The sequence below is a fragment of the Pseudomonas sp. BAV 4579 genome (assembly GCF_009765395.1).
GTDB lineage: Bacteria > Pseudomonadota > Gammaproteobacteria > Pseudomonadales > Pseudomonadaceae > Chryseomonas > Chryseomonas aestiva.
This window is the reverse complement of the sequence record NZ_WHOV01000006.1, coordinates 33238-58244: the sequence shown is the minus strand read 5'-3', so window position 1 is coordinate 58244 and position 25007 is coordinate 33238. Positions and strand designations below refer to the sequence as shown.

Genomic DNA, 25007 nt, shown 5'->3' with positions numbered 1-25007 from the left:
GGAGACCTGTTGCATGCCGCTGTCTTCCGCAGAGCGCGAAGCCTTTCGCCAGCTCGCTGCCGATCTTCCAGGTGTCGATCTTCCGGTCTATGAACAATTCGCCAAGGACCCGCTGGACCCCATCATCGGTCTGGGCGATCTTGATGCACCCCTGGGCTTCTTCGGTCGCGATCCGGGGCGGGACGAGGTGAAGTACGGCGAACCCTTCATCGGCAGCGGCGGCCAGATCGCCCGCAAGGTTCTCTACAAACACCTGCACGGCCAGCCCCCGGCCGACTTCGAAGCCACCCGCAGCCTGAGCCAGCAATTCTTCTGGGCCAACACCGTGCCCTACAAACCGCTCGGCAACAAAGCCTGGTCGGAACGGGTGAAAAAGACCTTCCACCCCCTGATGCGCCGCCTGCTGATAGAGCACTGGCACGGCACCCAGCTTATCACCCTCGGCCGCGAAGCCTTCCTCTGGTTCGGCATCGGCCAATCCAAGGAAGAGCGCACCCGGTTGGAAGCCTTCTGGAAGAGTGAAGAGCGTTTCGACAGCAGTATAGAGGTCACCCTTGAAACGGAAGAGGGCAGCTGCAAGACGCTGACGCTCTATCCACTGCCGCATCCGTCGCCATTGAATCAGACGTGGTATACGAGGTTTCCGGGGTTGTTAGAAAGTAGAATAAAAAAACTCGTATAGGGTTATAACGTAAGCGTCCGGCGAATTCACCTTCCGAACTCCCGCTTTAAAGGCGAGCGATTCACTACTACAGTTCTAGCCGGGCAGGCTCAAGTGCAGCAAGGGGAAGGGGCGGCCCTCGCCATCCAGCGGAGAACGACCTGTTTGAACAAATCCGTAATGTAAATAGAACCCTACCGCTTCAGGGTTCTGTTCATTCACATCAACACTCATCTGACTGCGCAAACTGCGGGCATGATCCAGCAGTGCGCGGCCAATCCCTTTCCCTCGAAGATCTGGTTCGATAAAGAGCATCTCTACGTGGTTTTCATTGAGCCCGATGAACCCTAGCGGGCAGTCCTCGGCATCTACCATAACCCATAATTCAACAGCGGGTAGGTAAATATCGCGGAGCTGAGGAAGCAATGCCTCGATATCGGATTCTTGCAGGAAGTGATGTGTGGCGCGAACGGAGCGCAGCCAAATGTTGAGCAGTTGCGGATGGCCGGCGTTAGTAGCCTGACGAATGATCATAGAATCATCCTTTACACTTGATATCGGAAATGAGGCGCGCTAGTAGATAGCGACCGTAAAAGTGTCGGCAACTTGTATGACCGCTTCGCGAGTTAACGCCTGGGCGGTTCACGGCAGAGGTAGCCGGAAAGGAGGGAGGAAGGACGATACTGGGAGGCTTTGGGGGTGTCAAAAAAAGTTACGGAAGGGAATGGTGGAAGCATACCTGACAGATGGTGGCCGGGCCGGTAGGGATCTCACGCGGGACGCTAGAACCGGATGATGTCAGGAGCTTACGGTGACTTACCCGGACGCTTACGTTATAACAAGATTCTTATGCCATCTTGGATGCTGAAATAAAAGGGTTCTGGTCTTTTGTATGCTCCTTGTTTGGGGTGGGTCTAAGTACCTTTCTTATAGGGTTTTTAGGAAAAACCCAGATTGAAAATCGCTTGAGGGCGATTATAGATCACGAGTATTCAAAGGATTTTTAACGCATCAAGGATGAGATAATTAGAGATCAAGTCAAGGCCATCGAAGAGTTAAAAAGAGAAATTCAAATCAGAGATAGAGCCGCAAAGATTGTTGATCTTTTATCGGAGTGTTTTTCATGTCCGGAGAGCCGAAAAAAGCTAAATTTGCTGACTTTCGAAGCTTTTTTGTGGCTTCCTGATGAAATTCTTGAGGACCTCTCTGCAGTGCTTTCACATTCTCCAGATGCGCCTGATGTCAGACAGGTCTTAAGCAAAGTAAGAAAGCATTTGCTAGGGCCTACAAATTTAGGCCCAGAAAAATTTATAATTTTCAAGGATGATGCTAGTAACTGTTCCAACAAAAATGACCCAAAATAAAAAATTTTTTAACCATTTCTCTAAATAGTTTTAAAAGCATTAGATTCAATAGCTAAAGCCACCCATATTCCGCCATCGACAAGGGCTCTCCATCCCCGACGATGAAATGATCCAGCACCCGCACATCGACCAGCGCCAGGGCGTCCTTCAGGCGCGTGGTAAGCAGGCGGTCGGCCTGGCTGGGTTCGGCGATGCCGGAGGGGTGGTTGTGAGTGAGGATGACGGCGGCGGCGTGGTGGGCGAGGGCGCGCTTGACCACCTGGCGGGGGTAGACGCTGGCGCCGTCGATGGTGCCGTGGAACAGGGCTTCGAAGGCCAGCACCCGGTGGCGGGTGTCGAGGAACAGGCAACCGAAGATTTCGTGGGGTTCGTGGCGCAGGCGCGCCTTTAAATAGTCGCGGACCTGTTGGGGGCTTTCCAGCGCCGAGTCGCGCCTGAGGCCTTCGGCCAGGTGGCGGCGGCCCATTTCCAGGACTGCCTGCAACTGGCTGAACTTGGCCGGGCCGAGGTGGGCGCTGAAGGCGGCGAGGTCGGCCTCCAGCAGGGCCCTCAGGCTGCCGAATTCCCCGAGCAACTGGCGGGCGAGGTCCACCGCGCTTTTGCCGGCCACGCCGGTGCGCAAGAAGATCGCCAGCAGTTCGGCGTCGGTGAGGGCCTGGGCGCCCTGTGCCAGCAGTTTCTCCCGCGGCCGTTCCTGGGCCGGCCAATCCTTGATGCTCATGGGGCGCTCCCTGTCTGGCGGGGTGCCTGCGTCCTGCAGGCGCTGTGCTATCTTAACCGGATCATTCGCGGGTGCGCGCAGGCCTCGATTGGCCGTGCGATGCCCGTTCTAGACGGTTCGAAAACGGAAAGGCTATATGCAGCGGCTCCATCGTAAACGCATCGTGCTGGGCGTCGGAGGTGGCATCGCCGCTTACAAGAGCGCCGAGCTGGTGCGCCGCCTCAAGGATCAGGGTGCCGAGGTGCGGGTAGTACTGACCCGCGGCGGACGCGAATTCATCACGCCGCTGACCCTGCAGGCACTGTCGGGTCTGCCGGTGCATCTTGATCTGCTGGACCCGGCCGCCGAAGCAGCCATGGGTCATATCGAACTGGCCCGCTGGGCCGATCTGGTGCTGGTCGCGCCGGCCACCGCCGATGTGATGGCGCGCCTGGCCCAGGGCGTGGCGGACGATCTGCTCACGACGCTGGTGCTGGCCACCGATGCCCGGGTCGCCCTGGCACCGGCCATGAACCAGGCCATGTGGCGCGATCCGGCCATCCAGGCCAATGCCGAGCTCCTACGCAGTCGTGGCATCAAGCTGTTCGGTCCGGCCAGCGGTAGCCAGGCCTGTGGCGACGTCGGCCCCGGCCGGATGCTGGAAGCCACCGACCTTGCCCAGCTCGCCGCCGACTGCTTCCAGCGCCTCGACCTGACCGGTCGCCACGTGGTCATCACCGCCGGCCCGACCCAGGAAAACATCGACCCGGTGCGCTACATCACCAACCACAGCTCCGGCCGCATGGGCTTCGCCCTGGCGGAAGCGGCGGCGGAGGCGGGCGCGCGCGTCAGCCTGGTGAGCGGCCCGGTGCATCTGCCAACCCCCGATCGCGTCGAGCGCATCGACGTGATCAGCGCCCGCGACATGCTGGCCGCCTGCGAGGCGCTGATGCCCTGCGACGTGCTCATCGCCTCGGCGGCGGTGGCGGACTATCGTCCCGAGGTCATCGCGCCGCACAAGCTGAAGAAGGACCCCACCCGCGGTGACGGTCTCCTGCTGGAGCTGGTGCGCAACCCGGACATCCTCGCCACCCTGGCGGGGCGCCCGGATCGGCCCTTCAGCGTCGGCTTCGCCGCGGAAACCCAGAATCTGCTGGAGTACGCCCAGCGCAAGTTGCGTGACAAGAATCTCGACCTCATCGTCGCCAACGACGTGGCCAACCCGGCCATCGGTTTCAACAGCGAAGACAACGCGGTCACCGTGATCGACCGTGGCCTGCACGAGATCCGCTTCGAGCAGACCAGCAAGGGCAAGATCGCCCGGCAACTCATCGCTCTGATTTCCACCCACCTGAAAGACACTGCCCAGACCCATGCATAGCCTTCAAGCCAAGATCCTCGACCCGCGCCTGGGGCGCGATTTCCCGCTGCCGTCCTACGCCACTCCCGGTTCGGCCGGCCTCGACCTGCGCGCCATGCTGCAGGAGGATCTGCTGCTGGAGCCGGGGCAGACCGTGCTGATCCCCACCGGGCTCGCCATCCATGTGGCCGATCCGTCGCTGGCGGCGCTGATCCTGCCGCGCTCGGGTCTGGGCCATAAGCACGGCATCGTGCTGGGCAACCTGGTCGGCCTGATCGACTCGGACTACCAGGGCGAGCTGATGGTCTCCTGCTGGAATCGCGGCCAGACCACCTTCACCGTGAGCGTGGGCGAACGTATCGCCCAGCTGATGCTCGTACCTGTGGTCCAGGCGCACTTCGATATCGTCGACAGCTTTACCGAGACCGAGCGGGGCGCTGGCGGCTTCGGACACTCCGGTACCCGCTGACGCCAGACACGCAAGACGCGCCGTGACATAAAGGAGAAGAACGGCATGGCAAGGGGCAAGAACGGCAAGGATGTGCGCAAGGCGGCTCCCCGGGTCGCGGTTTTGCCCGGCCTGGGCGCGGGGCTGCTGCTGGCGCTCGCCGGCCTGCTGCTGGCCGCGTTGCTGCTGTGGTTCCTGGTGTTGCAGCCGCAGGGCGCGCGCAATCAGGAGCAGCAGGCGGACCAGGCGCTGCAGGCCCAGGCGGCCTCTCTCAATCAATTGCTGGTCGGCCTGACCCGCCGGCTGCAGGGCGTCGCCGGGGATGCCCTGGTGTTGCAGGCCTTGCAGGGCGATGACCCCGCGGCGCGTGCGGCGGCGGAAAGCCAGCTGCGCGAGCGCCTTGGCGTGGTCGATGTGCTGGTGGTGCCGGCCGGCATGCGCCAGATCGAGGACGATCGCCCCGGTCCCCTCAACTATGCCGCCCTCGATCTGCTCAAGCGCCTGGAAAGCGGCCAGCGGACCCCGCCGGAAGCCTATCGCGTAAGGGATCGCTGGCTGGTCTACAGCGCTCAGCCCATCCGCCGTGGCGATCAGCTGCTCGGCAGCGCCGTGCTGGTGGAAGCACTGCCGGACGTCTTGCAGGGCTGGGCCACGCCGCCGGCGAACGTTGGCCAGTGGCGCCTGCTGCAGCAATTTCCCGGTGGCAGTGTGCAGGTGCTGGCCAGTGGCGGCAGCCCCGGTGATCCGGCGCTGATGCGCCGGCTCGCGACCGGCAGTCCGCTGTGGACGCTGGAGCTGGCACCCGCCGCCGAGGCCGGTGCCGATACGCCCCTGGGTATTCCGCTGGTGGCGCTGCTGCTGGCGCTGTTTGGCGTGCTGACGGGCTTTTGGCTGTTTTCCCGGGAGCTGTCACGCCGGCTCCGTGACGACGTCCGCAGTCTGACGGCCTATGCCGAGGAACTTGAATCCAATCAGATAGCCAAAAGCCCGACTTTGCGCCTGGCGGTAATGGAACCCGTGGCCAAGTCGACGGCCCGATTGGCCAGCCGATCGGCCGGGTCGTCGCCGGACCTATATGCTGCGGCACCTAGCGATGCCGTGGCCAAGACCCTGGCGGAGTTTGCCGACAGAGGCCGCGCTCAGCAGAGCGAGCCGCTGTTCCAGACCACCGACATCCTCGATATCAGTATCCTCGACGAAGACCAGGATCTCCTGGGATTGGAGAAACCCCCGATGAGCACTACCCCGCAAGCCCCCCAACTCAACGCCAGCATCTTCCGCGCCTACGACATCCGTGGCGTGGTGGGTGACTCCCTGACCGCCGAAGCCGCCTACTGGATCGGGCGCGCCATCGGCTCGGAGAGCCTGGCGCGTGGCGAGCCCAACGTGGCCGTCGGCCGTGACGGCCGCCTGTCCGGCCCCGAGCTGGTCGCCCAACTGATCAAGGGCGTGGCCGACAGCGGCGCCAATGTCAGCGATGTCGGCATGGTGCCGACCCCGGTGCTCTACTACGCAGCCAATGTGCTCGAAGGCAAGTCCGGCGTCATGCTGACCGGCAGCCACAATCCGCCGGACTACAACGGCTTCAAGATCGTCATCGCCGGCGAGACCCTGGCCAACGAATCCATCCAGCGTCTGCGCGAGCGCATCGAGACCGGCGACGTGGCCAGCGGCCAGGGCCAGATCAAGCAGGTCGACGTGCTCAAGAGCTATGCCGACTACATCCGCAACGACGTGGTGCTGGCCAAGAAGCTCAAGGTGGTGGTGGACGCCGGCAACGGTGTCGCCGCGGTCAATGCCCCCCAGCTGATCGAGTCCCTGGGCTGCGAGGTCATCCCGCTGTTCTGCGAGGTGGACGGCAACTTCCCCAACCATCATCCGGATCCGGGCAAGCCCGAGAACCTGGAAGACCTGATCGCCAAGGTCAAGGAAACCGGTGCCGACCTGGGCCTGGCCTTTGACGGTGACGGCGACCGCGTCGGCGTGGTGACCAACGAAGGCAAGATCATCTATCCCGACCAGCTGCTGATGCTGTTCGCCAAGGACGTGGTCTCCCGCAACCCGGGCGCCGACATCATCTTCGACGTCAAATGCACCCGCCGCCTGAACAACCTCATCGCCGGCTACGGCGGTCGTCCCATCATGTGGAAGACCGGCCACTCGCTGATCAAGAAGAAGATGAAGGAAACCGGCGCCCTGCTGGCCGGCGAGATGAGCGGCCACGTGTTCTTCAAGGAACGCTGGTTCGGTTTCGACGACGGCATCTACAGCGCCGTGCGCCTGCTGGAGATCCTCAGCCAGGAGAAGAACAGCGCCCAGCAGGTGTTCGATACCTTCCCGGTAGACATCTCCACCCCGGAGATCAATATCCAGGTGACCGAAGAGAGCAAGTTCGGCATCATCGAGACCCTGCAGCGCGACGCCCAGTGGGGCGATGCCCAGATCACCACCCTGGACGGCGTTCGCGTTGATTACCAGAACGGTTGGGGTCTGGTGCGTGCGTCCAACACCACGCCGGTGCTGGTGCTGCGCTTCGAGGCGGAAACCCTCGAGGAGCTGGAGCGCATCAAGACGGTGTTCCGCAAGCAGCTGCTGGCGGTGGAGCCGGATCTGAATCTGCCGTTCTGACCTCGGGTCAGCGGTAGCACAGAGGGCGCCTAGGCGCCCTTTGTTTTTTCTTAGTCGACCTTGAGAGGTGAGCCATGACCCTGAGCCGCGAGGATGCCTCGCACGTCGCCGAGGTGCTGTCCGAGGCGCTGCCCTATATCCGCCGGTTCGTCGGCAAGACGCTGGTGATCAAGTACGGCGGCAACGCCATGGAGAGCGACGAGCTCAAGGCCGGCTTCGCCCGTGACATCGTGCTGATGAAGGCGGTGGGCATCAACCCGGTGGTGGTGCACGGCGGCGGTCCGCAGATCGGCGACCTGCTCAAGCGCCTGTCCATCGAGAGCCACTTCATCGACGGCATGCGCGTCACCGACGCCCAGACCATGGATGTGGTGGAGATGGTCCTGGGCGGCCAGGTCAACAAGGACATCGTCAACCTGATCAACCGCCATGGCGGCAAGGCCATCGGCCTGACCGGCAAGGATGCGGGCCTGATCCGCGCCACCAAGCTCAAGGTCAGCCGGCAGACGCCGGAGATGACCAAGCCGGAGATTATCGACATCGGCCATGTCGGCGAGGTCACCGGGGTCAACATCGACCTGCTCAACATGCTGGTGCGTGGCGACTTCATCCCGGTCATCGCGCCCATCGGCGTGGGTCCGGAGGGCGAGTCCTACAACATCAACGCCGACCTGGTGGCAGGCAAGGTGGCCGAGGCGCTCAAGGCCGAGAAGCTGATGCTGCTGACCAACATCGCCGGCCTGATGGACAAGCAGGGGCAGGTGCTCACCGGGCTGTCCACCGAGCAGGTCAATTCGCTGATCGCCGACGGCACCATCTACGGCGGCATGCTGCCGAAGATCCGCTGCGCGCTGGAAGCGGTGCAGGGCGGGGTGCAGAGCGCCCACATCATCGACGGTCGGGTGCCCAACGCGGTGCTGCTAGAAATCTTCACCGACGTCGGCGTCGGTACGCTGATCTCCAACCGCAAGCGCTGAGCGCTTTCGCTCGGACCCCAAACGGCGCCCCAGGGCGCCGTTTCTATTGCTGGCCCGGACTCACTGCTCCCAGCTGGCCTTGGGCAGGGTCAGGCCGTGCTGACCGTTGTAGGCCGCCCGCTTGGGCGACTCCCAGCCCTGCAGCAGCGCTTCCTCGACCCGGTAGATCTCCACCCCCAGCGGACGGCAGACCCTGAGCGGGTCCTCGGCATCGGGCCCCCACATCGCCAGGGACAGATCGCCGCCCGGGCAGGTGGACAGGGCGCAGAGCACGTCGATTTCGGCGAAGAATTCCAGATAGTCGCCGGGCCTGGCCGGGCAGGCCTTCATGAAGTACAGGTCATCGTGGTTGAGGCCGGTGCACTGGAAGATGTTCAGCACATCGTGGACGTCGAATTCGGTGAGGCCGTGGGGCAGCACCGCGCGGGTGAGATTCGAGTGGCAGTGGTGGTGGAAGTCCTCGCCAGTGAGCATCTTGTTGACGTAGGGATCGCAGCGGGTGCCGAGCAGGTCATGCAGGCGGCCGCCGTGTTCGTCGATGCCGTAGCCGGCCAGGCTGTCGTCGGTGATGGTCAGCAGGGGCCGCAGGAAGGGCAGGTTGGACCAGAGGCGGTCATGGGTGCTGACGTGGGCGCCCTGCAGTTGCCGGGTGCGCGCGGCCCACATGCGTTCGCGCGGATCCTCGGCGTTCCAGACGTTGAAGTCGCCGACCTGAGGCCCGTGCGGGGTGGTGACGCGGAACAGATGGCCGGCGGGGACCTTCCAGGCGCGACCGGTACGGATCGGGATCTCGAATTTCTCGATCAGGGTGCGTCCGTCCTTGCGTTCACGCAGCCGATCATAGAAGGCCTGATCGACCTGCAGGGCGGAGCCCTGGGTGGACTGGTAGGCGGCGGGGTAGTCCTTGTACATGGGAGGTCTCCTCGGTCAGAGCGGCCTGGCTGCGCTGAGCAGATCCAGCAGCCGGTTTTCGGAATCGTCGAGATAGCTGGCCATGGCCTCGCCCGCCGCCTGGCGGTGCCCGGCGGCGAGCAGGTCGTGGATCTGGCGGTCGCGGGCTATCCAGGGCCGCTGGAAGTGTTCCTCGTCGGGCGCGAGGGAAAACAGCAGGCGCATCTGGGCGGCGACGGTGGCGAAGAATTCATCGAACAGCGGACTGCGCAGCAGGCCGACGATGTGCTGATGGAAATGCAGGCTGTGGGTGCCAAGGGCGCGCCAGTCCTCGCGCGACTGCGCCAGTTCGGCCGCCTCCAGGGCATCCAGCATCCGATCGGACTGGTATTCGCGCAGCGGGCGGCTGGTGAGGATGGCCTGCAGTTCCAGGGTGCGACGCACCTGGAAGATGTCGCGCACCTCGGCCAGGCCCAGGCGCCGCACCATGACCCCCTTGTGGCGAACATAGGTGGCCAGACCCTCGCGATCCAGCTGGTGCAGGGCTTCGCGGATGGTGTTGCGCGAGGCGTTGTAGGCCTTGACCAGCTCACCCTCGACCAGCGCGGTACCGGGCAGCAGGCGGCCGCCGATGATGTCTTCGCGCATCTCCAGCAGCAGTTGAGCCCCCAGGGACAGCGCCGCCGTTTCCTTGCCGCTCATGAGTCTTGGCTATCCGATTGTTCAACAATGCGTTGCAAACGGACTTGCACGATGAGTGCCAGAAATCTCGAGTGCAAGAGGCTGAGCACCCAGGATCAGGGCGTCGGCCACTGACGAGGAGGTCGTCTGCTGATAGCCAGCCAGAGGTCTGGTGGGTGTCAGGAGCAGGTCCGGGCGTTGCGCCCTGCCGGCTCAGCGATCCGTGTCGGGGGCGCCTTCCAGGCGCTGCATGCGCGCACGGTCGGCGTCGAAGGCGGCGCTGGTGCTGGTGCGCATTTCGGCGTAGCGCTGCAGATCGGTCTGCAGACGCACCTGATCGGCCGCCGCGGCGTCGAGGCGTGCCTGCAGATCCGCCGGGAGCGCCTGGCCATTGCGCTGCTGCACCGCCGCCTGCTCCATCAGCTGGCTTTGCAGCTGGCGCGTGGCCTCCAGGTTGGCCTTCTTGATCTGCAGCACGCCGTCCAGCTCGGCCAGCTTGCGCGCCTTGGCGCGGTCGACGTCCTCGACATTGCTGTAGAGCTTGCGCAACTGGCCATCGACGACCGCCTGCTGACGCTCGCGCGCCTGGCGATCGAGTTCCGCGGCGGGCAGCGCCGGCGCGACCTTGCGGATCACCCGGCCCTGTTCGTTGAGCACGTCGTAGCCCTTGCCGGCGTACTCCGGCGGCACGCCCTGGCGATCGATGACCAGGGTACCGTTGCGGTCCAGGTAGCGGTACAGCTCGGCCGCCTGACCGGCCAGCGGCAGGACGATGAGCAACAGGCTGGCAGCGGCGCGACGTACGACCATGGCCGTCTCTCCTGGGGCTGACGGCTAGATGCCGTATTGGGCGCGATAGTCCTGGACGGCGGGCAGATGACGCTTGAGCTCGGCATCCTCGGCCAGGTACTCGAGCACCTGATCCAGGGCGACGATGCTGAGCACCGGAATGCCGTAGTCACGCTCGACTTCCTGGATGGCCGACAACTCGCCGCGCCCACGCTCCTGGCGATTCAGGGCGATGAGCACCCCGGCCGCGCTGGCACCCTGGCCTTCGATGATCTGCATGACCTCGCGGATGGCGGTGCCGGCGGTGATGACGTCATCGATGATCAGCGCCCGACCGGTCAGGGGCGCGCCCACCAGCAGGCCGCCTTCGCCGTGATCCTTGGCTTCCTTGCGGTTGAAGCACCAGGGCACGTCGCGGCCGTGGTGCTCGACCAGGGCCACCGCCGTGGCCGCGGCCAGGGGGATGCCCTTGTAGGCCGGGCCGAAGAGGACATCGAACGGCAGATTGGCCTGGACCAGCGCATCGGCGTAGCAGCGGCCGAGCTGGGCCAGCGCCGAACCGCTGTGGAACAGGCCGGCGTTGAAGAAATAGGGGCTGATGCGACCCGATTTCAGGGTGAATTCACCAAAGCGCAGAACTCCGCGCTCGATGGCGAAACGAATGAAATTACGCTGGTACGCCTGCATATAAGTCCTTGCGCGGCTTGTATTTAGCTAAACCGGTTTAGCTCGGGTATCATACATCCACGATTTTTTGGGGGCCATTTATGCGGATCATCAGCTTGAACGTCAATGGTATTCAGGACGCTGTGGAGCGGGGCCTGCTGCCTTGGCTCAAGGCGCAGAATGCCGACGTGATCTGCTTGCAGGATACCCGCGCCTCTTCTTACGACATGGACGACCCGGCCTATGCGCTGGAGGGTTACATCCTCTATGCCTGCGATGCCGAAGTGCCGTCCCAGGGCGGTGTCGCGCTCTATACGCGGGTCCAGCCGAAGGCGGTGATCAGCGGCCTGGGCTTCGAGTCCTGCGATCGTTTCGGTCGCTATCTGCAGGCGGACTTCGACAAGGTCAGCATCGCCACCCTGCTGCTGCCTTCGGGCAAGCGCGGCGATGAAGATCTGAACATGAAATTCAAGTTCATGGACGACTTCACCCACTACCTGAACAAGCAGCGCCGCAAGCGCCGCGAGTACATCTATTGTGGCTCGCTGTACGTGGCGCACCAGAAGCAGGACGTGAAGAACTGGCGCGACTGCCAGCAGATCCCCGGTTTCCTGGCCCCCGAGCGGGCCTGGATGGACGAGGTGATCGGCAACATGGGCTATGTGGATGCCCTGCGCGAAGTGAGCCGCGAAGGCGACCAGTTCAGCTGGTGGCCGGACAGCGACCAGGCCGAGCACCTGAATCTGGGCTGGCGCTTCGACTACAACATCCTCACCCCGGGTCTGCGTCGCTTCGTCCGCTCGGCGCGCCTGCCGCGGCAACCGCGCTTCTCCGAGCATGCGCCGCTGATCGTCGACTACGACTGGACCCTGAGCATCTGATCCACGCGGTGCCCGGAAACGAAAAAACCAGCCCGAGGGCTGGTTTTTTGTTGGGTGGCTATTTCACCAGGATCACCGGTAAGGGCACCTGGTGCACCACGCGATGGGCCACCGAACCGAGCAGCAGGCCACTGAGCGAACCCAGGCCGCGGGTGCCCATGACCACGGTGTCCACCTCCAGGCGCCGCGCCGTCTCGCCGATGGTCTCGGCGATGCCACCGAAGCCGACGTGGGTCTGGGCCTCGATACCGGCTTCGAGCAGGGCAGGGCGCGCCCTGACCAGGATATCCTCGGCCTTGTCCTGCAGGCTGCCGCGCCATTCGCGCAGGATGCGGTCATCGAAGGGCGCGCCATAGATCTCCGGCTCGTTCTGCACGTTGAGCAGGTGCAACTCCAGCGTCAGCCCGGCCTTCACCAGGTCGAGGATATAGCGCAGAGCGTTGTCGGCGCTGGGAGAACCATCGTAGGCGACCAGGACAGTGTGCATGGGGCATCTCCACGAGAGGGGTGTGCCTTCATGCTAGACCCTGGCTGTCAGGGTCGCTTGATCCCGATCAAGCCTGTGGCCTCAATGGCCCACCCAGTTGCGCGCGCCTTTGGGAATCACCTCGGATTCGTCCAGCTTACTGGCGAACATGCTCACGGCTTCCACGGCGTCGCTGGCGCCATCGCGGATCTGCACGATCACCGCGCCGGCCTGGTCCGCCAGCTCGACGCCCTTGACCGCGCGCCCCTGGGTGCTCTCCATGCTGGCCACCGCCTGCTGGGTTTCGTTGAGAATCCGGCCGATCATCTCGGCAATCTCTGCCGTGGCGCTGCTGGTGCGCCCCGCCAGCTGACGAACCTCGTCGGCGACCACGGCGAAGCCACGGCCCTGGTCACCGGCGCGCGCCGCTTCGATGGCGGCGTTGAGCGCCAGCAGGTTGGTCTGGTCGGCGATGCCGCGGATGGTGTTGACGATGGCGGTGATCTGCTCCGAGCGCTGACCCAGCTGGCCGATCACCTCGGCGGAGGCGCTGACGTTGTGCGCGATCTCGCGCATCTCGCCCGCGGCAGCCTGGATGATCCGGGTGCCGTGCTCGGCGACCTTCTCGGTTTCGGCGGAGATGTGATAGGCCCGCGAGGCGCTGCGGCCGTCGCTTTCGTGCTTTTCCACCCGCTCGCTGATGTCGCTGGCGTACTTGACCACCTTGTACAGCCGGCCGGTGGCGTCGTACACCGTGTTGTAGCTCGCTTCCAGCCAGATCACCCGGCCATGCTTGCCCAGACGCTTGAACTGGCCGCGAAAGAATTCGCCGGCGTTGAGGCGGCGCCAGAAGTCGGCGTATTCGCTGCTATTGACCAGGGCCGGCTCGCAGAACAGCCGATGCTGCTGGCCCTGGATCTCCTTCAGGCTGTAGCTCAGGGTGGCCAGGAAGTTGTCGTTGGCGTCCAGGATGCGTCCGTCCAGGTCGAACTCGATGCGCGCCAGGGCGCGGTCCAGCGCCTTGAGCTTGCTCTGGGCTTCGCTGTCGCGCTCGACCTGGGCGGTGATGTCGAGGGCGTACTTCACCACCTTGGCGATCTTGCCGCTGCTGTCGGGCAGCGGGTTGTAGCTGGCTTCCAGCCAGAGGGTACGGCCCTGGGCATCCAGGCGCTGGAAGGTGCCGGCGATGAAATCGCCACGCTTCAGGCGCGCCCAGAAGTCGCCATAGTCGCGACCCTGGACCACGCTGGCGGGGCAGAGACGACGATGGTGCTGGCCGACCAGGGCGTCGGCGCGGTAGCCGGTCAGGCGGAGGAAGTTGTCGTTGGCGCGCAGGACGGTGCCGTCGAGATCGAACTCGATCACCGCCATGGAACGCTCCAGGGCCTGGGTCAGGCCCTGATTGGCATGCTGCTCGGCTTCCAGCCGAGCGATGGTCTTCTTTAGATGCGCATTGAACATGGCAGAACTCGCTGGCTGGGGCAAAGGCGTAACCAGCCTATCGGCGCCAGGAGAGCCGACTTGATAGGACCCGGCGAACGGCAGAACTCGCCCCTTGAGTGGCTGTCGCAAACGCGCCGGCCCGGGGCGTAAACAGGCATCTTGGGGTCAGGGGCGGGGCCTACCATCGCGGCAAGGGGGTGGTTTTCACCGCCACAGACTTTAGGAGCGCCGCGATGTTCAGCAAGCAGGACCAAATCCAGGGCTACGATGATGCGCTGTTCGCCGCCATGGGCGAGGAAGCGCGGCGCCAGGAGCATCACCTGGAACTGATCGCCTCCGAAAACTACACCAGCCAGCGCGTCATGGAAGCCCAGGGCAGCGTGCTGACCAACAAGTACGCCGAAGGCTATCCGGGCAAGCGCTACTACGGTGGTTGCGAGCATGTCGACAAGGTCGAGCAACTGGCCATCGAGCGCGCCAAGCAGCTGTTCGGCGCCGACTACGCCAACGTCCAGCCGCACTCCGGTTCCCAGGCCAACTCGGCGGTCTACCTGGCGCTGCTGCAGCCCGGCGACACCATCCTCGGCATGAGCCTGGCCCACGGCGGTCACCTGACCCACGGCGCCAAGGTCAGCTCCTCCGGCAAGCTGTACAACGCGGTGCAGTACGGCATCAACACCGACACCGGGCTGATCGACTACGACGAGATCCAGCGTCTGGCCGAAGAGCACCAGCCCAAGATGATCGTGGCGGGCTTCTCCGCCTACTCCAAGACCCTGGATTTCCAGCGCTTCCGCGACATCGCCGACAGCGTGGGTGCCCTGCTGTTCGTCGACATGGCCCACGTGGCCGGCCTGGTCGCCGCGGGTGTCTATCCGAATCCGGTGCCCTTCGCCGACGTGGTGACCACCACCACCCACAAGACCCTGCGCGGCCCCCGTGGCGGCCTGATCCTGTGCAAGGCCAACGCCGACATCGAGAAGAAGCTCAACGCCGCGGTATTCCCGGGCGCCCAGGGCGGCCCGCTGATGCACGTCATCGCCGGCAAGGCCGTGTGCTTCAAGGAGGCCCTGGAGCCGGGCTTCAAGACCTACCAGCAGCAGGTGATCAGAAACGCCCAGGCCATGGCCGGCGTGTTCAAGGCACGCGGCTACGACGTGGTCTCCGGCGGTACCGACAACCACCTGTTCCTGGTCAGCCTGATCAAGCAGGGCATCACCGGCAAGGACGCGGACGCCGCCCTGGGTCGCGCCTGCATCACCGTGAACAAGAACGCCGTGCCCAACGATCCCCAGTCGCCCTTCGTGACCTCGGGTTTGCGCATCGGCACCCCGGCCCTGACCACCCGTGGCCTGGGCGTCAGTGAAAGCGAACGCGTCGCGGGCTGGATCTGCGACATCCTCGACCACCTCGGCGATGCCGATGTGGAAGCCCAGGTGGCGCGCCAGGTGGCCGCGCTGTGCCGCGACTACCCGGTTTACCGCTAGTCGCCGCGCGCCTGACGCAACCCTTATCCAACCCCTTTCCCCCTCGCGGAAAGGGGCGTCGTCTGCAGGAGTCTCCAGATGCAACGCTATTCCGGCTTCGGCCTCTTCAAGCACTCCCTAAGCCATCACGAGAACTGGCAGCGGATGTGGCGCACCCCGACGCCCAAGCCGGTGTACGACGTGGTCATCGTCGGTGGTGGCGGTCACGGCCTGGCCACCGCCTACTACCTCGCCAAGCAGTTCGGCGTGAAGAGCGTCGCGGTGATCGAGAAAGGCTGGCTGGGCGGCGGCAACACCGCGCGCAACACCACCATCGTCCGCTCCAACTACCTGTGGGACGAGTCGGCGCACCTCTATGAGCACGCCATGAAGCTGTGGGAAGGCCTGTCCCAGGACCTCAACTACAACGTCATGTTCTCCCAGCGCGGCGTCTACAACCTCTGCCACACCCTGCAGGACATGCGCGATTCCGAGCGCCGGGTCAGCGCCAACCGCCTCAATGGCGTCGACGGCGAACTGCTCGACACCCGCCAGGTGGCCGAGGAGATTCCCTACCTGGATTGCAGCAAGAACACCCGCTATCCGATCTTCGGTGCCACCGTGCAGCGCCGCGGCGGCGTGGCCCGTCACGACGCCGTGGCCTGGGGCTTCGCCCGCGCCGCCGACGCCCTGGGCGTCGACCTGATCCAGCAGACCGAGGTCACCGGCTTCCGCAAGAAGGACGGCAAGGTGATCGGCGTGGAAACCAACCGCGGCTTCATCGGCGCCCGGCGCGTCGGCGTGGTCACCGCCGGCAACTCCGGGCACATGGCCAAGCTGGCCGGTTTCCGCCTGCCGCTGGAGTCCCACCCGCTGCAGGCGCTGGTCTCCGAGCCGATCAAGCCCATCATCGACAGCGTCATCATGTCCAACGCGGTGCACGGCTACATCAGCCAGTCCGACAAGGGCGACCTGGTGATCGGCGCCGGCATCGACAGCTGGGTCGGCTACGGCCAGCGCGGTTCCTACCCGGTGATCGAGCACACCCTGCAGGCCATCGTCGAGATGTTCCCGATCCTCTCGCGGGTACGCATGAACCGCCAGTGGGGCGGCATCGTCGACACCTCGCCCGACGCCTGCCCGATCATTTCCAAGACCCCGGTGGAAAATCTGTTCTTCAACTGCGGCTGGGGTACCGGCGGCTTCAAGGCCACCCCCGGCTCGGGCAACGTCTTCGCGGCGTCCCTCGCCTCCGGCGAGATGCATCCGCTGGCCAAGCCCTTCTCCATCGACCGTTTTCACACCGGCGCGCTGATCGACGAACACGGCGCAGCGGCCGTCGCGCACTAAGGAGCCCGAGCATGTTGTACATCCATTGCCCCCACTGCGGGGAATTGCGCTCCGAAGAAGAATTCCACGCCGCCGGCGAGGCGCACATCCCGCGTCCGCTGGATCCCGAGGCCTGCAGCGACGCGGAGTGGGGCGATTACATGTTCTTCCGCGACAATCCGCGCGGCCTGCGTCACGAGCTGTGGGTTCATGCTTCGGGCTGCCGCCAGTACTTCAACGCGACCCGTAACACCGAGACCTACGAAATTCTCGAAACCTATCCGATCGGCGAGCAACCCCGCTTCACCGCCGAGCGAGGAGATCGCACATGAGCCAGGTCCATCGACTCACCCAGGGCGGTCGCCTGGACCGCAGCCAGGCCATCACCTTCACCTTCAACGGGCAGACCTACCAGGGTTTCAAGGGTGACACCCTGGCCTCGGCGCTGCTGGCCAACGGCGTGGACGTGATCGGGCGCAGCTTCAAGTACTCTCGTCCGCGCGGCATCGTCGCCGCCGGTGCCGAAGAGCCCAACGCCATCATGCAGATCGGCGCCACCGAGGCCACCCAGGTGCCCAACGTTCGGGCCACCCAGCAGGCGCTGTACCAGGGCCTGGTCTCCGCCAGCACCAACGGCTGGCCGAGCGTCAACAACGACCTCATGGGCATCCTCGGCAAGGTCGGCGGCAAGATGATGCCGCCCGGGTTCTACTACAAGACCTTCATGTATCCGCAGAATCTGTGGATGACCTACGAGAAGTACATCCGCAAGGCCGCCGGCCTCGGCCGGGCGCCGACCCAGGTCGATCCCGACACCTACGACAACTTCAACCAGCACTGCGACGTGCTGGTGGTGGGCGGTGGCGCCGCCGGTCTGGCCGCGGCCCTGGCCGCCGGTCGCAGCGGCGCCCGGGTGATCCTGGCCGACGAACAGGAAGAATTCGGTGGCAGCCTGCTGGACAGCCGCGAGCGTCTCGATGGCGCTCCGGCCGCCGACTGGGCCGCTAAGGCCGTGGCCGAGCTGCAGGGTCTGGACAACGTGGTGCTGCTGCCGCGCGCCACGGTCAACGGCTACCACGACCATAACTTCCTCACCATCCACGAGCGGCTCACCGATCACCTAGGTGATCGCGCGCCCCATGGCCAGGTGCGTCAGCGCCTGCACCGCGTCCGCGCCACCCGCGTGGTACTGGCCACCGGCGCCCACGAGCGGCCGCTGGTGTACGCCAACAACGACCTGCCGGGCAACATGGTGGCCGGCGCCGTGTCCACCTACATCCGTCGCTATGCCGTGGCCCCGGGTCAGCGCCTGGTGCTGTCCACCAACAACGACTACGCCTACCGCGTGGCCCTGGACTGGCTCGAAGCCGGTCGCCAGGTGGTGGCCGTGGCCGATGCGCGGCCCAACCCCCGCGGCGCCTGGGTCGAGGAAGTGCGCAAGCGTGGCGTGCGCGTCATGGGCGGGACCGCCGTGAGCGAAGCCCGCGGCAACACCCGGGTGACCGGCGCCAAGATCGCCACCATCGACCTCACCGCCTTCCGCACCCTGGGTGGCGGCGAGTGGGTCGACTGCGACCTCATTGCCACCTCCGGCGGTTACAGCCCGGTGGTCCACCTGGCCTCGCACCTGGGCGGTCGTCCGCAGTGGCGTGAAGACATCCAGGCCTTCGTGCCCGGTCCGGCACCGCAGAAGCGCGTCTGCGCCGGCGGCGTGAATGGCGTCTTCGCCCTGGGCGATGTGCTGGCCGACGGTTTCGAAGCGGGCGCGACTGCCGCCGCCGAAGCCGGCGCCAAGGTGGTCAGCGGCGAGCTGCCCCAGGCCGAATTCCGCCAGGAAGAGCCGAGTCTTGCGCTGTTCCAGGTGCCCCACGACAAGCCGTCGTCGCGGGCCCCCAAGCAATTCGTCGACCTGCAGAACGATGTGACCGCCGCCGGCATCGAGCTGGCCTGCCGCGAGGGCTTCGAGTCCATCGAGCACGTCAAGCGCTACACCGCCATGGGCTTCGGCACCGACCAGGGCAAGCTGGGCAACATCAACGGTCTGGCCATCGCCGCCCGGGTGCAGAGCAAGGCCATCCCGGAAGTCGGCACCACCATGTTCCGCCCGAACTACACGCCCATCACCTTCGGCGCCATCGCCGGACGGCATTGCGGCCACCTGTTCGAGCCCAAGCGCTACACCGCGCTGCACGCCTGGCACCTCAAGCAGGGCGCCCTGTTCGAGGACGTCGGCCAGTGGAAGCGCCCCTGGTACTTCCCCAAGGCGGGCGAGGACCTGCACGCCGCGGTCAATCGCGAGTGCCTGGCCGTGCGCCGCAGCGTCGGGCTGCTCGACGCCTCGACCCTGGGCAAGATCGACATCCAGGGCAAGGACGCGCGGGAATTCCTCAACCGCGTCTACACCAACGCCTGGACCAAGCTGGACATCGGCAAGGCCCGCTATGGCCTGATGTGCAAAGAAGACGGCATGGTCTTCGACGACGGCGTCACCGCCTGTCTCGCCGACAACCACTTCCTGATGACCACCACCACCGGCGGCGCCGCGCGCGTCTTCGAATGGCTGGAGCTCTACCACCAGACCGAATGGCCGGAACTGGAGGTGTACTTCACCTCGGTCACCGACCACTGGGCGACCCTGACCCTGTCCGGTCCCAACAGCCGCAAGCTGCTGGCCAAGCTGACCGACATCGATCTGGACAACGCCGCCTTCCCCTTCATGGCCTGGAAGGAAGGCCAGGTGGGCGGGGTGCCGGCGCGGGTGTTCCGCATCTCCTTCACCGGCGAGCTCTCCTACGAGATCAACGTGCCGGCCAACTACGCCATGGGCGTGCTGGAGCAGGTGGTCGCCGCGGGCAAGGAATTCGACCTGACCCCCTATGGCACCGAGACCATGCACGTGCTGCGGGCGGAGAAGGGCTTCATCATCATCGGTCAGGACACCGATGGTTCGGTCACGCCCCAGGACCTGGGCATGGGCTGGGCGGTGAGCCTGAACAAGAGCTTCTCCTTCATCGGCAAGCGCGGCATGCATCGCGTGGACTGCGTCCGCGAGAATCGCAAGGAGCTGGTGGGCCTCAAGCCCCTGGATGCCCGCGACGTCCTGCCGGAAGGCGCGCAACTGGTGTTCGAGCGCAACCAGCCGATCCCCATGGACATGGTCGGTCACGTGACCTCCAGCTACCACAGCGCGACCCTGGGCTACGGCTTCGCCATGGCGATGGTCAAGGGTGGGCTGGGCCGTATGGGCCAGACCGTCTACGCCCCGCTGGCCGATGGCCGCTACATCGCTGCCGAGATCGTCTCGCCGGTGTTCTACGACCCCAAGGGTGAGCGGCAGAACGTCGCCTAACGAGGATAGCGCCCCATGAACAACATCAATGTCTACGACCAATACTCCGCCAAGGCGCGCGCCGAATCCCCGCTGTTTCACGCCGAGCTGAACAAGCTCGTCGGTCGCGGCCCGGCCACCGCCGGGGTGACCCTGCGCGAGCGGGCCCTGCTGGGGCACCTGGTACTGCGTGGCGACGCCCATGACGAAGGCTTCACCGGCGCCGTGCAGAGCGTGGTCGGTCTGGAAGTGCCCGGTCCGCTGGCGATCACCCAGAAGGGCGAGAGCTCGCTGCAGTGGCTCGGTCCGGACGAGTGGCTGCTGGTGGTACCCGGTGGCAGCGAGTTCGCCACCGAGCAGGCCCTGCGCCAGGCCCTGGGCGAGCGCCATGTCGCCATCATCAATGTCGGTGGCGGCCAGACGCTGGTCGAGCTCAAGGGACCCAAGGTGCGTGAAGTGCTGATGAAGTCCACCTCCTACGACGTCCATCCGGACAACTTCCCGGTGGGCAAGGCCGTCGGGACGGTGTTCGCCAAGTCCCAGCTGGTGATCCGCCACACGGCGCCGGACACCTGGGAACTGGTTGTGCGCCGCAGCTTCGCCGACTACGTCTGGCTGTGGCTGCAGGACGCGAGCGCCGAGTACGGACTGCGCATCGAGGCCTGATCGGTCGCTGCGTTCAGACGCTCCATCGAACCCGACCTGCGTTGCGCGCAGGTCGGGTTTTGTGATTCTGGCTTCATCTCCATGCAAAGGAATTCATCATGAGCCGCACGCCCGATACCTGGATTCTCACCGCCCAGAGCCCGAGTCGCCTCGGCACCGTGGACGTGGTCACGCGCTACCTGTTCGAGCAGGGCTGCTATGTCACCCAGCACCACAGCTTCGACGATCGCGAAGCCCAGCGGTTCTTCATCCGCGTGGAATTCCAGGTACCCAGCGACTTCAACGAAGGCCTGTTCCGCGTCGGCCTGGACCTGCGCTTCACGCCCTTCGACATGACCTTTGAACTGACCCCGCCCGGCTATAGAGCCAAGGTCGCCATCATGGTCTCCAAGGCCGACCACTGCCTCAACGACCTGCTCTATCGCCAGCGCATCGGCCAGTTGCCCATGGACGTGGTGGCGGTGATCTCCAACCATCCGGATCTGGAGCCCCTGGCGGCCTGGCACGGCATTCCCTATCACCATTTCCCGCTGGATCCCCAGGACAAGCCGGCCCAGGAAGCCAAGGTCTGGCAGGTGCTGCAGGAGACCGGCGCCGAGCTGGTAATCCTCGCGCGCTACATGCAGGTGCTGTCGCCCGAGCTGTGCCGTCGCCTCGATGGCTGGGCGATCAACATCCACCATTCGCTGCTACCGGGCTTCAAGGGCGCGCGGCCCTATCACCAGGCCTATGCCAAGGGCGTCAAGCTGGTGGGCGCCACGGCGCACTACATCAACAACGATCTGGACGAAGGCCCCATCATCGCCCAGGGCGTCGAGTCGGTGGACCATGCCCACTATGCCGAAGACCTGGTAGCCCGCGGCCGTGACATCGAGTGCCTGACCCTGGCGCGTGGGGTGGGCTATCACCTGGAGCGCCGCGTCTTTCTCAATGCCGGGCGGACGGTGGTGCTCTAGGTCTCCTTCCTACGCTACTGCGAGGCGCGTCCATGCGCTCGCAGCACCCCTAGCCCCTTGCGGTAGCCTTGCAGGTTTCCGACTGGGTCGCCATCTTGGTCGTAAGACGGGGACTCGGATCGTCATCAAGGCACTGGCAGCAAAGGCGCTCGTACGCCGAACCCTGTCGATTCCTACCAACGACTGGCGTTGAAACGTTTAACGTTATGCGTTAAATTTGTCCTTGACGAGCTACGTTAAGGTGGCCTGGTGATTCTGAGCTTCAAGTGCAAGGATACCCAGGCGCTTTTTACCGATGGCGACAATCGGAAGTGGAGTCAGATAGCCAGGGTGGCGACACGCAGACTGACAGCGCTGAGTGAGGCGGTGGAGTTGCGCGACCTCAGATCGCCGCCCGGTAATCGCCTCGAGCTCTTGGAAGGCAAGCGGAAGGGTCAGCACAGCATCCGCATAAATGACCAATGGCGCATCTGTTTCGAATGGACGCCGCAAGGACCCGCCAACGTCGAAATAGTCGACTATCACTGAAGGGGCCGGCACCCGCCAAACCAGGCGCTGGCTCAGATATCGATCAAGATCCGACCCGTGTCTTAGCCCTAGCTGGAAATAAAGAGGTAACGCCATGCTGACCAACGGAATGCGCCCGGTTCATCCCGGGGAGATTCTGCGGGAAGACTATCTGGTCCCCATGAACATGACGCCGTCGGCCTTGGCCCGTGCGCTGGGCGTCTCGGCACCTACGGTAAACGACGTGGTACTGGAGCGTCGTGGAATCTCTGCGGATATGGCCTTGCGGCTTGCCGCTGCTTTCGACACCACGCCGAATTTCTGGATGGGCCTTCAGGCCACCTATGAACTACGGGTGGCGGAAACCTCGAAAGGCGAGCTGATCCGCCAGCAAGTGAAGCCGCTGCACGTCGCCTGACGTACGCTTCGCCAGCTTGATCATGACCACCCGGACACCTGGGGTGCCTTTTGCGTTGTCTGGTCGCGCACGCTGCAGACGGGGTGTCTGGTGCACAGCCTTCACTTATCGCAGCGGGCAACAGGCACTGTGTCGGTTATAGAGGTGCGGGACCTAGACAGGTAGGGAAGAGGCGCGAGAGCGGGGCAAATCCTGAAGACTTCACGGACCTGCCAGGCTCCTGGCCACCCGCCTCTGCCGGAGAGAGGCGGGCGGCGGGCCAGGCGGTCAGCCCGCCTGGGACAGGGTCGAGCGGACCGCGGGCGGGACGACGTCTTCGCCGGCCTTTTCCAGATTCTTGCCCAGCAGGGCGTGGTAGAGCTCCTTGTCACCGAGGATGCCCACGGCGCGGCCGTCGGTCTCCAGCACCAGCTTGTGCCCGGTGTGGTAGCGGATCTCCAGGGCGTCGCGCATGCGGATGTCGGCCGGCGCCAGGGTCGGCTGGCGCTGCAGGCTGGTGACCGGCATACCCGGGGTCCAGCGTTGCAGGGCCAGGCTCTCGCCGCCGCGACGCAAGGCCTTGACCGTCTGGTTGTCCAGCGCCAGCCAGATGTCATGGCTGCGCTCCAGGCAGATCTCGTTGCCCTCGCGACCGCACTTGTCCAGGCCGCGCATCAGGCTGTAGCCGCTGAGAACGTTGAGCGGATTGGTGTGGGCGACGAAGGTGCGCACGTATTCGTCGGCCGGATTGAGCACGATGTCCTCGGGGCGGCCGTGCTGGATGATGCGGCCGTCCTTCATGATGGCGATGTTGGTGCCGATCTTCAGGGCTTCATCGAGGTCGTGGCTGACGAAGACGATGGTCTTGTTGACCTTGGTCTGCAGCTGCAGCAGTTCGTCCTGCAGTTGCTGGCGGATCAGCGGATCGAGGGCGGAGAAGGGCTCGTCCATCAGCAGGATGTCGGCATCCATGGCCAGGGCGCGGGCCAGGCCGACGCGCTGCTGCATGCCGCCGGAGAGGGAGTCGGGTTTCTTGTTGCGCCACTGGGTCAGGCCGACCAGTTCCAGCTTCTCGTCCACCAGCTTCTTGCGCTCGGCGGCCGAGCGGCCCTGCATCTCCAGGCCGAAGCCGACGTTCTCGGCCACGGTCAGCCAGGGCATCAGGGCGAACTTCTGGAACACCATGGCGATGCGCGTGGTGCGCATGTCCTTGAGCACAGTGGGCGAGCAGTTGGCGATGTCCACTTCGCTGCCTTTGTGCTCGATCAGCAGCTTGCCGCGGCTCACGGTATTGAGGCCGTTGATGCAGCGCAGCAGGCTGGACTTGCCCGAGCCGGACAGGCCCATCAGCACGCAGATCTCGCCCTTCTGGACCTCCAGGCAGGCGTCCTCGACACCCAGCACCTGGCCGGTTTCCTGGAGGATCTCGCTGCGACCCTTGCCCTGGTCGAGCAGCTCCAGGGCACGCTTGTTCTGCTTGCCGAAGATGACGTCGACGTGTTCGAAACGTATGGCGGTCATGACTTATTTAACCTCGCGAGGGGCGGGTTGCTTGCACACCCGGTCGAGCAGGATGGCGATCAGGACGATGGACAGGCCGGCTTCGAAGCCCAGGGCGATGTCCGCGGTGTTGAGGGCGTTCACCACCGGCTTGCCGAGGCCGTCGGCGCCCACCAGGGCGGCGATCACCACCATGGACAGCGACAGCATGATGCACTGGGTGATACCGGCGCCGATGCTGGGCATGGCGTGGGGCAGCTCGATGCGGGTCAGCAGCTGCCAGCGCGAGCAGCCGAAGGCCTTGCCGGCGTCCATCAGCTCGGCGGGAACGTCCTGGATGCCCAGGCAGGTCAGGCGGATCGGCGCGGCCACGGCGAAGACCACCGTGGAAATCAGCCCGGGTACCACGCCCAGGCCGAACAGGGTCAGGGTCGGAATCAGATAGACGAAGGTGGGGACCGTCTGCATCAGGTCCAGGACCGGGCGCAGGCCGGTGTAGAACCAAGGCTTGTGCGCGGCGATGATGCCCAGCGGCACGCCCACGGCGATGCACACCAGGGTGGCGAAGACCACCTGGGCCAGGGTTTCCATGGTTTCCTGCCAGTACCCCAGATTGAGGATCAGCAGCAGGGAGATGAGGGCGAAGATCACCAGGCCGATGCTGCGTTGCAGCAGATAGACCCCTACCGCGACCAGGGCAATGAAGGCCAGCGGGTTGAACCACATTAGGCCGGCGGTGAGGCCGTGGATGAGGCCGGACAGCACATCGGAGATCTTGTCGAAGACGCTGGCGCCATGCAGCGTCAGCCAGTCGATGAAATCGGCGATCTGCTGGCCGAGAGGGAGCTTGTGGTCGGTGATTAACATAACGGTGCCCGTCAGGTAGGGGTGGACAGATCGAAG

23 protein-coding genes and 2 pseudogenes are annotated in these 25007 nt (G+C 64.7%); 14 read left to right on the top strand and 11 right to left on the bottom strand.

The window, feature by feature from the left end:
• The first annotated feature begins 13 nt into the window (after positions 1–13).
• Positions 14–682 carry a uracil-DNA glycosylase family protein gene (locus tag GSQ95_RS03055; protein ID WP_158890689.1) on the top strand — a complete coding sequence of 223 codons (669 nt, stop codon included), beginning with the start codon at positions 14–16 and terminating at the stop codon, positions 680–682.
• A gap of 75 nt (positions 683–757) precedes the next feature.
• On the opposite strand, the gene GSQ95_RS03050 is transcribed toward GSQ95_RS03055, so the two are convergent.
• Together GSQ95_RS03050 and radC are read right to left on the bottom strand one after the other, a co-directional pair.
• Positions 758–1195: an acetyltransferase gene (locus GSQ95_RS03050; protein ID WP_158890687.1), complete on the bottom strand. Its 438-nt coding sequence runs from the start codon at positions 1193–1195 to the stop codon at positions 758–760.
• Positions 1196–2077: 882 nt separating this feature from the next.
• Positions 2078–2746, bottom strand: a complete 669-nt coding sequence (radC, locus tag GSQ95_RS03045; protein WP_158890685.1) for a DNA repair protein RadC — start codon at positions 2744–2746, stop codon at positions 2078–2080.
• Positions 2747–2882: 136 nt separating this feature from the next.
• Here radC and coaBC point away from each other — a divergent pair, with 136 nt between their 5' ends.
• The 4 genes from coaBC (at position 2883) to argB (ending at position 8138) form a co-directional block, all read left to right on the top strand.
• On the top strand, positions 2883–4106 hold the full coding sequence (gene coaBC / locus GSQ95_RS03040; RefSeq protein ID WP_158890683.1) for a bifunctional phosphopantothenoylcysteine decarboxylase/phosphopantothenate--cysteine ligase CoaBC: 1224 nt from the start codon (positions 2883–2885) through the stop codon (positions 4104–4106).
• Positions 4099–4554: a dUTP diphosphatase gene (gene dut / locus GSQ95_RS03035; RefSeq protein ID WP_158890681.1), complete on the top strand. Its 456-nt coding sequence runs from the start codon at positions 4099–4101 to the stop codon at positions 4552–4554. The genes coaBC and dut overlap by 8 nt, the downstream gene beginning before the upstream one ends.
• A 1212-nt stretch (positions 4555–5766) precedes the next feature.
• On the top strand, positions 5767–7161 hold the full coding sequence (gene algC, locus GSQ95_RS26255) for a phosphomannomutase/phosphoglucomutase (RefSeq protein ID WP_218568701.1): 1395 nt from the start codon (positions 5767–5769) through the stop codon (positions 7159–7161).
• Between the two features lie 74 nt (positions 7162–7235).
• Positions 7236–8138 carry an acetylglutamate kinase gene (argB, locus tag GSQ95_RS03025; RefSeq protein ID WP_133860148.1) on the top strand — a complete coding sequence of 301 codons (903 nt, stop codon included), beginning with the start codon at positions 7236–7238 and terminating at the stop codon, positions 8136–8138.
• 60 nt (positions 8139–8198) lie between these two features.
• Here argB and GSQ95_RS03020 read toward each other — a convergent pair whose 3' ends face one another.
• From GSQ95_RS03020 to pyrE, 4 genes are all read right to left on the bottom strand, one after another.
• A complete protein-coding gene (locus tag GSQ95_RS03020) occupies positions 8199–9050 on the bottom strand; it encodes a DUF1989 domain-containing protein (RefSeq protein WP_158890677.1) in 852 nt (283 codons plus the stop codon).
• Between the two features lie 15 nt (positions 9051–9065).
• A complete protein-coding gene (locus GSQ95_RS03015) occupies positions 9066–9731 on the bottom strand; it encodes a GntR family transcriptional regulator (protein WP_158890675.1) in 666 nt (221 codons plus the stop codon).
• 192 nt (positions 9732–9923) lie between these two features.
• Positions 9924–10520: a DUF4124 domain-containing protein gene (locus tag GSQ95_RS03010; protein WP_158890672.1), complete on the bottom strand. Its 597-nt coding sequence runs from the start codon at positions 10518–10520 to the stop codon at positions 9924–9926.
• Positions 10521–10544: 24 nt separating this feature from the next.
• On the bottom strand, positions 10545–11186 hold the full coding sequence (gene pyrE, locus GSQ95_RS03005; RefSeq protein WP_158890670.1) for an orotate phosphoribosyltransferase: 642 nt from the start codon (positions 11184–11186) through the stop codon (positions 10545–10547).
• Between the two features lie 80 nt (positions 11187–11266).
• Here pyrE and GSQ95_RS03000 point away from each other — a divergent pair, with 80 nt between their 5' ends.
• Positions 11267–12046, top strand: a complete 780-nt coding sequence (locus tag GSQ95_RS03000; protein WP_027598631.1) for an exodeoxyribonuclease III — start codon at positions 11267–11269, stop codon at positions 12044–12046.
• 58 nt (positions 12047–12104) lie between these two features.
• On the opposite strand, the gene GSQ95_RS02995 is transcribed toward GSQ95_RS03000, so the two are convergent.
• From GSQ95_RS02995 to GSQ95_RS27000, 3 genes and pseudogenes are all read right to left on the bottom strand, one after another.
• Complete coding sequence (locus GSQ95_RS02995) at positions 12105–12533, bottom strand: universal stress protein (RefSeq protein ID WP_158973736.1); 429 nt, start codon at positions 12531–12533, stop codon at positions 12105–12107.
• A gap of 81 nt (positions 12534–12614) precedes the next feature.
• A pseudogene (locus GSQ95_RS27005) lies at positions 12615–13091 on the bottom strand (methyl-accepting chemotaxis protein); the annotation flags it as partial.
• A gap of 111 nt (positions 13092–13202) precedes the next feature.
• Positions 13203–13973, bottom strand: a pseudogene (locus GSQ95_RS27000) (PAS domain-containing protein); the annotation flags it as partial.
• A gap of 215 nt (positions 13974–14188) precedes the next feature.
• Between GSQ95_RS27000 and glyA the strand changes: the two are divergent.
• From glyA to GSQ95_RS02950, 8 genes are all read left to right on the top strand, one after another.
• Positions 14189–15442, top strand: coding sequence for a serine hydroxymethyltransferase (glyA, locus tag GSQ95_RS02985; protein WP_158890331.1), 1254 nt, complete (start codon positions 14189–14191; stop codon positions 15440–15442).
• Positions 15443–15520: 78 nt separating this feature from the next.
• Positions 15521–16771, top strand: a complete 1251-nt coding sequence (locus GSQ95_RS02980; protein WP_158890329.1) for a sarcosine oxidase subunit beta family protein — start codon at positions 15521–15523, stop codon at positions 16769–16771.
• Positions 16772–16782: 11 nt separating this feature from the next.
• Positions 16783–17082 (top strand): sarcosine oxidase subunit delta, encoded by a 300-nt coding sequence (locus GSQ95_RS02975; RefSeq protein WP_158890327.1) that lies wholly within the window; start codon positions 16783–16785, stop codon positions 17080–17082.
• The gene (locus GSQ95_RS02970; RefSeq protein WP_158890325.1) at positions 17079–20099 is read left to right on the top strand and encodes a sarcosine oxidase subunit alpha; all 3021 of its coding nucleotides are present in this window, start codon (positions 17079–17081) and stop codon (positions 20097–20099) included. The genes GSQ95_RS02975 and GSQ95_RS02970 overlap by 4 nt, the downstream gene beginning before the upstream one ends.
• Before the next feature lie 15 nt (positions 20100–20114).
• Positions 20115–20744, top strand: a complete 630-nt coding sequence (locus tag GSQ95_RS02965; protein ID WP_158890323.1) for a sarcosine oxidase subunit gamma — start codon at positions 20115–20117, stop codon at positions 20742–20744.
• 98 nt (positions 20745–20842) lie between these two features.
• On the top strand, positions 20843–21700 hold the full coding sequence (locus tag GSQ95_RS02960; protein ID WP_133860137.1) for a formyltetrahydrofolate deformylase: 858 nt from the start codon (positions 20843–20845) through the stop codon (positions 21698–21700).
• A 249-nt stretch (positions 21701–21949) separates the two neighbouring features.
• The gene (locus GSQ95_RS02955; protein ID WP_158890321.1) at positions 21950–22228 is read left to right on the top strand and encodes a type II toxin-antitoxin system RelE/ParE family toxin; all 279 of its coding nucleotides are present in this window, start codon (positions 21950–21952) and stop codon (positions 22226–22228) included.
• Between the two features lie 94 nt (positions 22229–22322).
• On the top strand, positions 22323–22625 hold the full coding sequence (locus tag GSQ95_RS02950) for a HigA family addiction module antitoxin (RefSeq protein WP_027598623.1): 303 nt from the start codon (positions 22323–22325) through the stop codon (positions 22623–22625).
• Positions 22626–22892: 267 nt separating this feature from the next.
• On the opposite strand, the gene choV is transcribed toward GSQ95_RS02950, so the two are convergent.
• Together choV and choW are read right to left on the bottom strand one after the other, a co-directional pair.
• Positions 22893–24125 carry a choline ABC transporter ATP-binding protein gene (choV, locus tag GSQ95_RS02945; RefSeq protein ID WP_158890319.1) on the bottom strand — a complete coding sequence of 411 codons (1233 nt, stop codon included), beginning with the start codon at positions 24123–24125 and terminating at the stop codon, positions 22893–22895.
• A 3-nt stretch (positions 24126–24128) separates the two neighbouring features.
• Positions 24129–24971, bottom strand: coding sequence for a choline ABC transporter permease subunit (gene choW / locus GSQ95_RS02940; protein ID WP_059316705.1), 843 nt, complete (start codon positions 24969–24971; stop codon positions 24129–24131).
• Positions 24972–25007: the final 36 nt, after the last annotated feature.

Coding starts and splice junctions, on each gene's coding strand:
- GSQ95_RS03055 (WP_158890689.1), top strand. CDS start 14: ATGCCGCTGTCTTCCGCAGAGCGCGAAGCCTTTCGCCAGCTCGCTGCC.
- GSQ95_RS03050 (WP_158890687.1), bottom strand. CDS start 1,195: ATGATCATTCGTCAGGCTACTAACGCCGGCCATCCGCAACTGCTCAAC.
- radC (WP_158890685.1), bottom strand. CDS start 2,746: ATGAGCATCAAGGATTGGCCGGCCCAGGAACGGCCGCGGGAGAAACTG.
- coaBC (WP_158890683.1), top strand. CDS start 2,883: ATGCAGCGGCTCCATCGTAAACGCATCGTGCTGGGCGTCGGAGGTGGC.
- dut (WP_158890681.1), top strand. CDS start 4,099: ATGCATAGCCTTCAAGCCAAGATCCTCGACCCGCGCCTGGGGCGCGAT.
- algC (WP_218568701.1), top strand. CDS start 5,767: ATGAGCACTACCCCGCAAGCCCCCCAACTCAACGCCAGCATCTTCCGC.
- argB (WP_133860148.1), top strand. CDS start 7,236: ATGACCCTGAGCCGCGAGGATGCCTCGCACGTCGCCGAGGTGCTGTCC.
- GSQ95_RS03020 (WP_158890677.1), bottom strand. CDS start 9,050: ATGTACAAGGACTACCCCGCCGCCTACCAGTCCACCCAGGGCTCCGCC.
- GSQ95_RS03015 (WP_158890675.1), bottom strand. CDS start 9,731: ATGAGCGGCAAGGAAACGGCGGCGCTGTCCCTGGGGGCTCAACTGCTG.
- GSQ95_RS03010 (WP_158890672.1), bottom strand. CDS start 10,520: ATGGTCGTACGTCGCGCCGCTGCCAGCCTGTTGCTCATCGTCCTGCCG.
- pyrE (WP_158890670.1), bottom strand. CDS start 11,186: ATGCAGGCGTACCAGCGTAATTTCATTCGTTTCGCCATCGAGCGCGGA.
- GSQ95_RS03000 (WP_027598631.1), top strand. CDS start 11,267: ATGCGGATCATCAGCTTGAACGTCAATGGTATTCAGGACGCTGTGGAG.
- GSQ95_RS02995 (WP_158973736.1), bottom strand. CDS start 12,533: ATGCACACTGTCCTGGTCGCCTACGATGGTTCTCCCAGCGCCGACAAC.
- glyA (WP_158890331.1), top strand. CDS start 14,189: ATGTTCAGCAAGCAGGACCAAATCCAGGGCTACGATGATGCGCTGTTC.
- GSQ95_RS02980 (WP_158890329.1), top strand. CDS start 15,521: ATGCAACGCTATTCCGGCTTCGGCCTCTTCAAGCACTCCCTAAGCCAT.
- GSQ95_RS02975 (WP_158890327.1), top strand. CDS start 16,783: ATGTTGTACATCCATTGCCCCCACTGCGGGGAATTGCGCTCCGAAGAA.
- GSQ95_RS02970 (WP_158890325.1), top strand. CDS start 17,079: ATGAGCCAGGTCCATCGACTCACCCAGGGCGGTCGCCTGGACCGCAGC.
- GSQ95_RS02965 (WP_158890323.1), top strand. CDS start 20,115: ATGAACAACATCAATGTCTACGACCAATACTCCGCCAAGGCGCGCGCC.
- GSQ95_RS02960 (WP_133860137.1), top strand. CDS start 20,843: ATGAGCCGCACGCCCGATACCTGGATTCTCACCGCCCAGAGCCCGAGT.
- GSQ95_RS02950 (WP_027598623.1), top strand. CDS start 22,323: ATGCTGACCAACGGAATGCGCCCGGTTCATCCCGGGGAGATTCTGCGG.
- choV (WP_158890319.1), bottom strand. CDS start 24,125: ATGACCGCCATACGTTTCGAACACGTCGACGTCATCTTCGGCAAGCAG.
- choW (WP_059316705.1), bottom strand. CDS start 24,971: ATGTTAATCACCGACCACAAGCTCCCTCTCGGCCAGCAGATCGCCGAT.